Annotated in this window: 7 protein-coding genes; 1 reads left to right on the top strand and 6 read right to left on the bottom strand. The window is 44.5% G+C overall.

All coding sequences use genetic code 11. The features are described 5' to 3' along the window. A partial coding sequence (locus tag Q0546_RS02375) for a tetratricopeptide repeat protein (RefSeq protein WP_298790184.1) occupies positions 1 to 2,308 on the top strand: 2,308 nt, incomplete at its 5' end. Between the two features lie 196 nt (positions 2,309 to 2,504). On the opposite strand, the gene Q0546_RS02370 is transcribed toward Q0546_RS02375, so the two are convergent. The 6 genes from Q0546_RS02370 to Q0546_RS02345 form a co-directional block, all read right to left on the bottom strand. Beyond that, a complete protein-coding gene (locus tag Q0546_RS02370; protein ID WP_298790182.1) occupies positions 2,505 to 3,203 on the bottom strand; it encodes a vWA domain-containing protein in 699 nt (232 codons plus the stop codon). A 195-nt stretch (positions 3,204 to 3,398) separates the two neighbouring features. Beyond that, the gene (locus tag Q0546_RS02365; protein WP_298790180.1) at positions 3,399 to 4,916 is read right to left on the bottom strand and encodes a 2-isopropylmalate synthase; all 1,518 of its coding nucleotides are present in this window, start codon (positions 4,914 to 4,916) and stop codon (positions 3,399 to 3,401) included. A 123-nt stretch (positions 4,917 to 5,039) separates the two neighbouring features. After that, entirely contained in the window at positions 5,040 to 5,819 is a 780-nt protein-coding gene (gene pssA, locus Q0546_RS02360; protein ID WP_298790178.1) for a CDP-diacylglycerol--serine O-phosphatidyltransferase, read from the bottom strand. Next, positions 5,800 to 6,444 carry a phosphatidylserine decarboxylase gene (locus Q0546_RS02355; RefSeq protein ID WP_298790176.1) on the bottom strand — a complete coding sequence of 215 codons (645 nt, stop codon included), beginning with the start codon at positions 6,442 to 6,444 and terminating at the stop codon, positions 5,800 to 5,802. Before Q0546_RS02355 ends, pssA begins: the two co-directional genes overlap by 20 nt. A gap of 4 nt (positions 6,445 to 6,448) precedes the next feature. Then, complete coding sequence (gene ftsH / locus Q0546_RS02350; protein WP_298790174.1) at positions 6,449 to 8,296, bottom strand: ATP-dependent zinc metalloprotease FtsH; 1,848 nt, start codon at positions 8,294 to 8,296, stop codon at positions 6,449 to 6,451. Between the two features lie 209 nt (positions 8,297 to 8,505). Next, positions 8,506 to 8,782: phosphoribosyltransferase family protein (locus Q0546_RS02345; RefSeq protein WP_298790172.1), on the bottom strand; the 277-nt coding region annotated here is incomplete at its 5' end.

Raw genomic sequence — 8,782 nt, 5'->3', positions numbered from 1 at the left:
GCAAGAAAGCAATGAAGGCGACGATCTAGTTTCGCTTGATGAACTAGAGTCGGTAACCCCGGAACAGCCGGCAGATGCAAAAGAAGACGATAAAAAAAGCAAGAAAAAGCTTTTTATTATCGGAGGATCGGCGGGCGCGCTCGTCATCATCTTGGCCGTAGTTTTATTTTTCGTTTTTAGGGGCGAGAAAAAGCCTCCGATAGACGAAAAACAGATCGTAAAAGATATCGAGGAGCACTACGAGTCGCAAAAATTCGGCAGCTCAAAGATCGACGACATGATCGCTAAGGCAAATTTACTCTACGAAAAGGGCAATAAATTTGAGGCGCTGAAAATCTACGAAAACATCGCAGTTTATAACCAAAGCCTCTCAAACTATAATCTCGGCGTTTCGCAGATGAGACAGGGCAAATTTGAAGACGCGCTAAAAAGCTTTAAAAAAGCTATCGACAATAACGAAAACGTCGCCGTTAGCGCCATAAACGCCGCAGTTAGCTCACTGGAGCTAAAAAACGAGCAAAATTTTAACTACTACATAAATCTCGCAAGCTCGTTTTTATATAAAGAAGCAGACTCTCCTCTATACAACTACTACTACGCGCTCATAAACTACTATAAAGGCCAATACGTCGAGGCTCTAGCGGCCCTCTCGCACGCTGAAAACGGCTACTACAAAGACCGCTACGACTACCTCGCGGCTAAAATTTTAAGCTTTATCGGCGACGACGCCGAAGCGATAAAAAAGCTCGAAGCCCAAAAAGAATTTGACGCAGATCTAGCTCTGGGTATGCTTTACGCAAGACTCGGGCAATACGAAAAGGCCAGAAATAGGCTAAATTTAGCACTCAACAAAGGCGGCGACTCAAATAAAATAAACTCGATGATAGCCATCATCAACCTAAAAGACGGCAATTTTGAAGCTGCGACCAATGAAATAAAAGCTGTTTTTCACGAAGATCCGTTATTTTTAAATGCAAATTTCCCGATCAAAACGATACTAAAACCCGAGCTTTTTGACGTAAATTTAGCTCAGGCGCACTTTAGAAACGATCTCTTTTTCGATAAAACCAAACGCTACGAGACGCTATTTTACTTCGCGCCTTATAAGGTTTTTGACCCGAACCAAACGATAAACTATATAAGAAAGGGCGGAGTGAGCCTATTTTTAGACGACGCAAGCGCTGCGGGCAACTACCTAAACGCTAGCGGCGCGCTCTCAAAGGTAAATTTAGAGCTCTCATCAGCCATCGCAAACGCCCTAAACTACAAGCTAAAGCAGGCCAACGCGCAGTTTGCCTCGCTCATCTCGCTATATCCCGAGCACTCGGTTTTACACTACGACCTAGCACTTAGCTACGCGCAGCTGGGCAACTTTAGCATGGCGGCAAAGCACTTTATCATGAGCTATCACCTAGACCCTACAAATCATCTAGCTGGCGTGCTAGGCGCTATCGCAAACGATATAAACGCCGTGGATAATACCAAACTACTGCAAGAAATTTCTGAAAATCTCGACCACGACGCAAGCTCAAAAGACGCACCAGTAAGCCAAGCTCTAATGGCGCTCATCGCAAACAATAGCGGCGCTCTCATGCGCTGGCTAGAGCAAGAAAAAGAAGAGAGCGCGCTAAATTTGGCCTTTGACGCGATAATCGCAAAGATGACCGACAAGGGCGAGGAGTTTGCTAAAAAAACGCAAATTTTAAAGGCTAAGTTGCCTGAAGATATCGTGGCGAACATTCTTGATTTTATCGCAAACTACAAAGATGAAGGCATCAAAAAATACGTCGAGCAGATACAAATTTACTTCCACGACAAGCGGCTAAACGACGCAGCATTTTATCACGGCGCAAACATCATCAAAGAGCAATACATCAAGCTTTTGCAAATCTCGGGTCTACTAAACTACGAACGCGAGAAAATAAAAGCGCTACTAAAACAAGGTGCCAATAACACCGATTTGCTCCAGACGCTAGCTTATATCGACATTTTTACGAATGATTTTGAAGAGAGCTATCAGATCTACAACCGCATAATCGACGAATTTAAGATAAACGATGCGGGCACGCTGTTTCTAGCTGCCGTGGCCGCCATCGGCTCAAATCACCCGCAAAACGCCACCGCGCTTTTGGAGCTATCCAAGCTCACCGATCCAAATGCGATGGAAAGCCGCGCGGCGCTAGGATACCTATATCAAGAGATCGATAATATCGAAGCCGCGACGATACAATACGGGCTGATAAAAGATCCAAATTTTAAAAGCAAATTCGTTGATTTTATGATTGATTACGAGAAGCTGAAAAAGTAGTTTTATGCGGGCGATACGGCGATAAACTCGTCGCAAAGTCGCCCGAATAATTTTTGTCAAAGCAGTTTTGTTAAATTTGATAAAAGCAAAATCAACTCGTCTCGTCAAATTTAACGCCCTGCTTCTATAACTAGCGGACTAAAAAACAACGCAAATTCACAAAAGCACGGCACTAAGCCGCACCTAAAGCCAAATTTTACTTATCCTCAAGCACCTTTTCGCGCCATTTTGAGCTTGATTTTTTATCCATCGCCATATCTTTAGACATCTCGGCAGCAGCCTCAAAGTTTTTCTGTACGCCCTCGCTGCTGTTTTTGTATTTCACCGCGTTCGTACCCTTTATGCCTAGGCTCTGCGCCTCGCTAACCGCGTCGATGTTCGCTCCCAAAAATATAAACTCCCAGTCGTATTTTTCCTGCTTGTCGCTTATCATCTTTTTTATCTGCGCCTTTGAGTACTCCTTGCTCGAATTTTCCTGCCCGTCGGTTACGATCACGAAAAGCACGGCTCTGTTTTTAGCATAGATATCCTCGACTTTTGAGATTTTATTTATCGTATCGCCCACAGCGTCTAGTAGCGCGGTGTTGCCGCCTGCGACGTAGTCTTTACTCGTTAACTTCTCGACCTTTTTGATATCGGCTCTATCGTGCAGCGTCTTAAAATTCGTATCAAAAAGCACCGTAGTTACCTTGGCGTCCACGCCCGCTTCTTTTTGCTTGTCGATCATCGAGTTAAAGCCGCCGATAGTATCGCTCTCAAGCCCGCTCATAGAGCCTGATTTATCCAGGATCAGCACCATCTCAAGCTGCTTTGGCTCAGATTTTTGCGGCGCTTCCTCGCTTTTAGCAAACGCAAAAGCCCCGATAATCATCAACAAAAACGCGATTTTTTTCATATTTTCTCCTTTGAAAATTTGGTTTGATTATAGCAAATTTTAATGGCGCGGCGGTAAATGCGAGAAGGTTTAAATTTGAGTTTTGTATTTTTGTTGATTTTAAAACAAGCCGAATTTAAAGGTTAAATTTTACAAATTTAAGGCCCGAATCCGAGCCTTAAATTTACTAAGAAACGCGGTCAAACCGCTCAAATTTTACTTTGTCGCAGTGATTTTTACGTAGCTGTTTAGCGCACCTATATACGCTCTAGCGCTCGCCGTCATCGTATCGATATCAAGTCCGTGACCGATGATGGTTTTACCGTCAAATTCGACCTTTACTACGACATTTGCCAGCGCATCCTTGCCCTGAGAAACGGCGCTAACCTTGTAATCCTTGAGCACGCCGTGGATGCCGCTTAGGCGGTCGATGACCTTAAATATCGCGTCCACCGTACCGTTGCCTAGCGCCGCGTCGCTCTTGATCTCGTCGGCGTAACGAAGCGTGATCGCCGCGCTGCTTAGGCCTTTGTTGCAGCTGTTTTGCGTAAGCGTCAAGAACTCGAAAACCTCAGGGATCTTGATGATCTCGCTCGTGACTAGCGCGCGCAAATCATCATCAAAGATCTCTTTTTTCTTATCCGCAAGCGCCTTAAATTTCTCAAACGCCTCGTTTAACGCGCTATCTTCTAACTCAAAGCCAAGGCTGATTAGCTTATCTTTAAAGGCATGGCGGCCCGAGTGCTTGCCAAGCACGAGCGAGTTTTTATCTAGCCCGATACTCTCCGCGCTGATGATCTCGTAGGTCTCTTTGTGCTTTAGTACGCCGTCTTGATGGATGCCGCTTTCGTGAGCGAAGGCATTTTTGCCAACGATGGCTTTGTTTGGTTGAGGCTCGATGCCGATGATGCCCGATAGCAGGCGCGAGCTAGGATAAATTTCCTTGCAAACGATGTCGGTATAAAGCGGTGCGAATATATCTTGGCGCGTCTTTATCGCCATTACGATCTCTTCAAGCGCGGCATTTCCCGCACGCTCGCCGATGCCGTTTAACGTACACTCGACCTGCCTGGCGCCCGCTTTTATCGCGGCTAGCGAGTTTGCCGTAGCTAGGCCTAGGTCGTTGTGATTATGCACCGAAACGACCGCGCGACCGTTTATAAATTTAACCATTTCTCCTATGCGAGCGGTAATCTCCTCGGGATATAGATACCCCACGGTGTCTGGGATGTTGATCGTTTTTGCTCCGGCGTTTATAGCGGCGTCACAAATTTCTTTTAAAAAGCTCATCTCGCTCCTGCATGCGTCCTCGCAACTAAACTCCACGTCGTCGCAAAATGTTTTGGCGTATTCTACGGCTTTTACGGCGCGTCTGATTACTTCATCGGGAGCCATTTTTAGCTTAAACTCCATATGGATCGGGCTTGTAGCGATAAAGGTGTGGATGCGTCTGTTTTTAGCAGGCGCGATAGCCTCTCCGGCGGCCTTTATATCGCCGTCCACGGCGCGGGCGAGCGAACAGATGGAGGCGTTTGAGGCCTGCTTGGCGATCTGATGTATCGCGTCAAAATCGCCCCTACTAGCCGCAGCAAAACCGACCTCCATGACGTCCACGTTTAGGCGCTCCAACTGGCGCGCGATACGGATTTTCTCCTCGGTATTCATCGAGGCACCAGGGCTTTGCTCGCCGTCTCGTAAAGTCGTATCAAATATTATTATTTTATCATTGTTCATTTTTTATCCTTTTTGGAGTTTTAGTTCGTATGGTATAAATTTGATTATTAGGGTGTGGAACAGTCGCTGCTTAGCGCAGCAGCAGAAGTAGAGAGAAAAATGCGTTAAATTTGACGTTGCCGTTCATTCGCTCTCCTTTTGGATTTTTTTGTTTTTAAGTCTCATAAAAACGTATCTGATTATACCGTAAGAAACATAAACGCTCATTAAAGTCGTAACCGCTTCGATGGGGCAAACGTAAATAGCCGAAAACGCAACCGTAAGTCCGACTAAGATGCGCAAAAAGTCAGCCCTTTTGAGATCTACTTTTTTAAAGCTCGGGTAACGAATGTTGCTTACCATCAAAACGGAAAGCAAAATTTGCAAAAACAGCAAAAACCACTCGGCACTTCTAGTAAAATCATACTCCAAGCTCAGCCCAACCCAAAATGCAGACACAATGGCCGCCGTTGGTATCGGAAGGCCGATAAAAACAGACGGCTCGTAGGTGCCGGTCATTACGTTAAACCGAGCAAGTCTAATAGCACCAAAAACTACAAACAGTGCAGCGACTAGCGAACCCAAACGCCCAAAGCTGTGTCCGACCGTAAAGTAAAAAAGCATCGCGGGCGCGACGCCGAAAGCTATAATATCGGCAAGACTGTCAAACTCCACGCCGAATTTTGACGTAGTTTTGGTTAGCCTCGCTACTCGCCCATCAAGTCCGTCCAGAAAAAGAGACAAAACGATGTAAATAATAGCCTTAAAAAAGTAGCCGTTAGCCTCCTCGACTAGTCCTGCGCTGGCCGCGATGTAGCCGCGGACGGAAGCGATGATACTGATGATACCCAAAAAGGCCGAAGCCGCCGTGAATAAATTCGGCAAAATATACATTAACTGAAGTTTATGCTGATTGTCTTGCATCTTTTTCCTCGTAGCTAAAAAACCCTAAAATGCCCGCGCTTGCCACTTTTTCGCCAACGCTAACGCTTATTCTCGTATTTGCGGGTAGTATCAGAACCACCTCGCCGCTACCTAAAAAGCCAAATCTCCTGCCCGTCTTTAGACGGCTAAAATTTTCAAAAGAAATACCCTTACTAAGAGATCCGGCGATGACGCGGATCGCAAATTTATTATCTAAATTTTTACATACGAACAAGGCTCGTTCGTTTAAATTTTTAGAAGGCTCCATAGCGTTGCACAAAAACAGGCCGTGCCTCCGCCTGACTTCCAAAAGCTCCATATCGCAAGGAGCCCTGAGCGCACCTGCGTCAAACACGCCCTTACGGATAGTTATGGCTACACACTGAGTATCAAAATAGTAAATTTTATCTATGCTTTTTATCTTACCGTCGATCGGGCTAAGCACGGCGTAAGTATCGTCGCTGCCTAGCGCTCGCTCTGGGTTTCTAAACCAAAATATGCAAAGCGCAAAAAGCGCGAAGAATAAAATTTGACACGCGCCTAAAATCAGTGTAAGCAAAAACAAAAGCCCTAAAGCAAAAACGTATTTGTAACCCTGTTTTGCGATTAGCCCGATGTTTTGCATTTCTTTACGCTTGTTCCTCTTTGTTTTCTTCTAAATTTACGAGCCTGCTAGGCATGCCGCGCTCTTGTTCGTAGTTTGCGATGATCTCTCTAACCTTCGCACCCTCGATAGTTTCCTCTTCGTAAAGCGCCTCTACCATCTTTTCTATCGCGTCGCCGTAGGTTCGCAGCGTCTCTAGTACATGTTTATAGCGCTCATCAAGCGTGGTTTTGATAAATTCATCCACTTTTTCCGCCGTTTTATCGCTATAGTCCCTATCGGCCTGACCGCCGGCTAGGAAAGTACTGCGGCGTTTTTCAAGCACCATAAGTCCCGCGATATCGCTCATGCCGTATATCGAGATCATCGAGCGAAGTATATCGGTCGCGCGCTCTAGGTCGTTACCCGCACCGGTCGAAATCTCTTTTATAAAGACCTCTTCTGCCGCACGTCCGGCTAAAAGCACATCCACTTCAGCCATCAGCTCGTGGCGCTGCATCATAAATTTATTCTCTTCAGGAGTATGAAGTGTGTAGCCAAGCGCCGCAAGTCCGCGCGGTATGATCGACACCTTAGTGACTCTGTTTGCACCCTTTGTCGTCTCTGCTATAAGAGCGTGTCCACTCTCGTGATAGGCTACAATACGCTTTTCTTTCGGATTTATACGTCGAGATTTTTTCTCAAGACCAGCGATCGCTCGCTCGACGGCCTCAAGCAAATCAGCCTGCTCGACTTTGCCTTTTTCTTTTCTGCCCGCTAGTAGCGCGGCTTCGTTTATGATATTTGCTAGATCCGCCCCCGCAAGACCTGCCGTCATGCGTGCGATATCCTCGATACTAACGCTATGGTCAAGCTTAATATCTTTTATATGTACGCGTAAAATTTCGATCCTGCCTTTAAAATCAGGCTTATCGACGAGCACCTGTCTGTCAAATCTGCCCGGTCTTGTAAGCGCCGGATCAAGTGCGTCAGGTCTGTTGGTAGCCGCCAAAATCATAACACCTGAATTGCCCTCAAAACCGTCCATCTCAGTCAAAAGCTGATTGAGAGTCTGCTCTCTCTCATCATTTCCGCCAATCTGACCGTCTCTTTTCTTACCTATAGCATCTATCTCATCAATAAAAACTATACATGGCGCTTTTTCCTTTGCCTGTTTGAAAAGGTCTCTTACCTTTGAAGCACCCATACCTACAAACATCTCAACAAACTCGGAACCCGACATTGAGAAGAAAGGAACATTTGCCTCACCGGCTACAGCCTTTGCAAGCATTGTCTTACCTGTTCCCGGAGGTCCTACAAGAAGGATACCCTTAGGCATTGAAGCACCTATGTCCTTATACTTACTCGGATCATGTAAATAATCAACTATCTCTGTAAGATTTTCCTTAGCTTCATCCTCACCTGCCACATCTTTAAAAGTGACTTTAACACGACCTTCATCCGTCATTTTAGCTTTGGACTTGCCAAAATTCATAACACGTCCTCCACCACCTTGCGTTTGATTCATAATCCAGAACCATACTCCCACAAGAATAAGTATGGGTAGAACGGATGATAATAATCCCATCCACCAAGATGGCTGTTCCGGTGGACGCACAGTAACTGATACACCATTATCCGTCAATTTATTAAGCAATGTACCGGTATCATTCGGCAAATAAGTCGCAAATTCAGTTCCGTCTTTTAATTTGCCAACAACAGATTCCTCTGTCATAATTACAGATTCTACATTTTTATTGTTAACCTGTGTAACGAAACTACTGTAAGTGATTTCTGAACGTTTGCTTTGCGGATTCAGAAAAGTATTAAACACCGTTACAACAATAGTAATCACCAGAACATAGAGTGCTACGTTCTTAATAAATTTTCTCAAGTCATTTCCTCCTTCTCTGCCGTATAAGCAGAAAGCTTATTTAAGAAATTATTCTATTCTAATATTTTAACAAGTTACTCTATACTTACAAGGTCTTTCTTATAGAAGTTAATCATTATTTTATCATATAGAAATATCTCAATCAAACTTTATCGAAAAATTTAAAAAGGCCATGTCATATCAGACTATGCCTTTTTATTTTGAACTATTTATTCTTTATTATATACTTCCGATTTTAGCACAGCTACTGCAGGAAAATTCCTATAATATTCCGCATAATCACAACCATATCCAACAATAAATTCATCCGGAATATCGAATCCTATATATTTTACAAAAACATCTTTTTCTCTACGCTCTTTTTTATTGAGGCAAATTGCCAATTCTACAGAAAGTGCTCCCCTACTTTTTAAAAGCGGGCATAAGAAATCCATGGTAATCCCTGTATCAATAATATCTTCTACAACAATAACATGTTTATCTTTG

This window comes from uncultured Campylobacter sp., from assembly GCF_937997465.1.
Lineage (GTDB): Bacteria > Campylobacterota > Campylobacteria > Campylobacterales > Campylobacteraceae > Campylobacter_A.
Note: the sequence above shows the minus strand (reverse complement) of the source record. Positions and strands in the feature narration are given on the sequence as shown.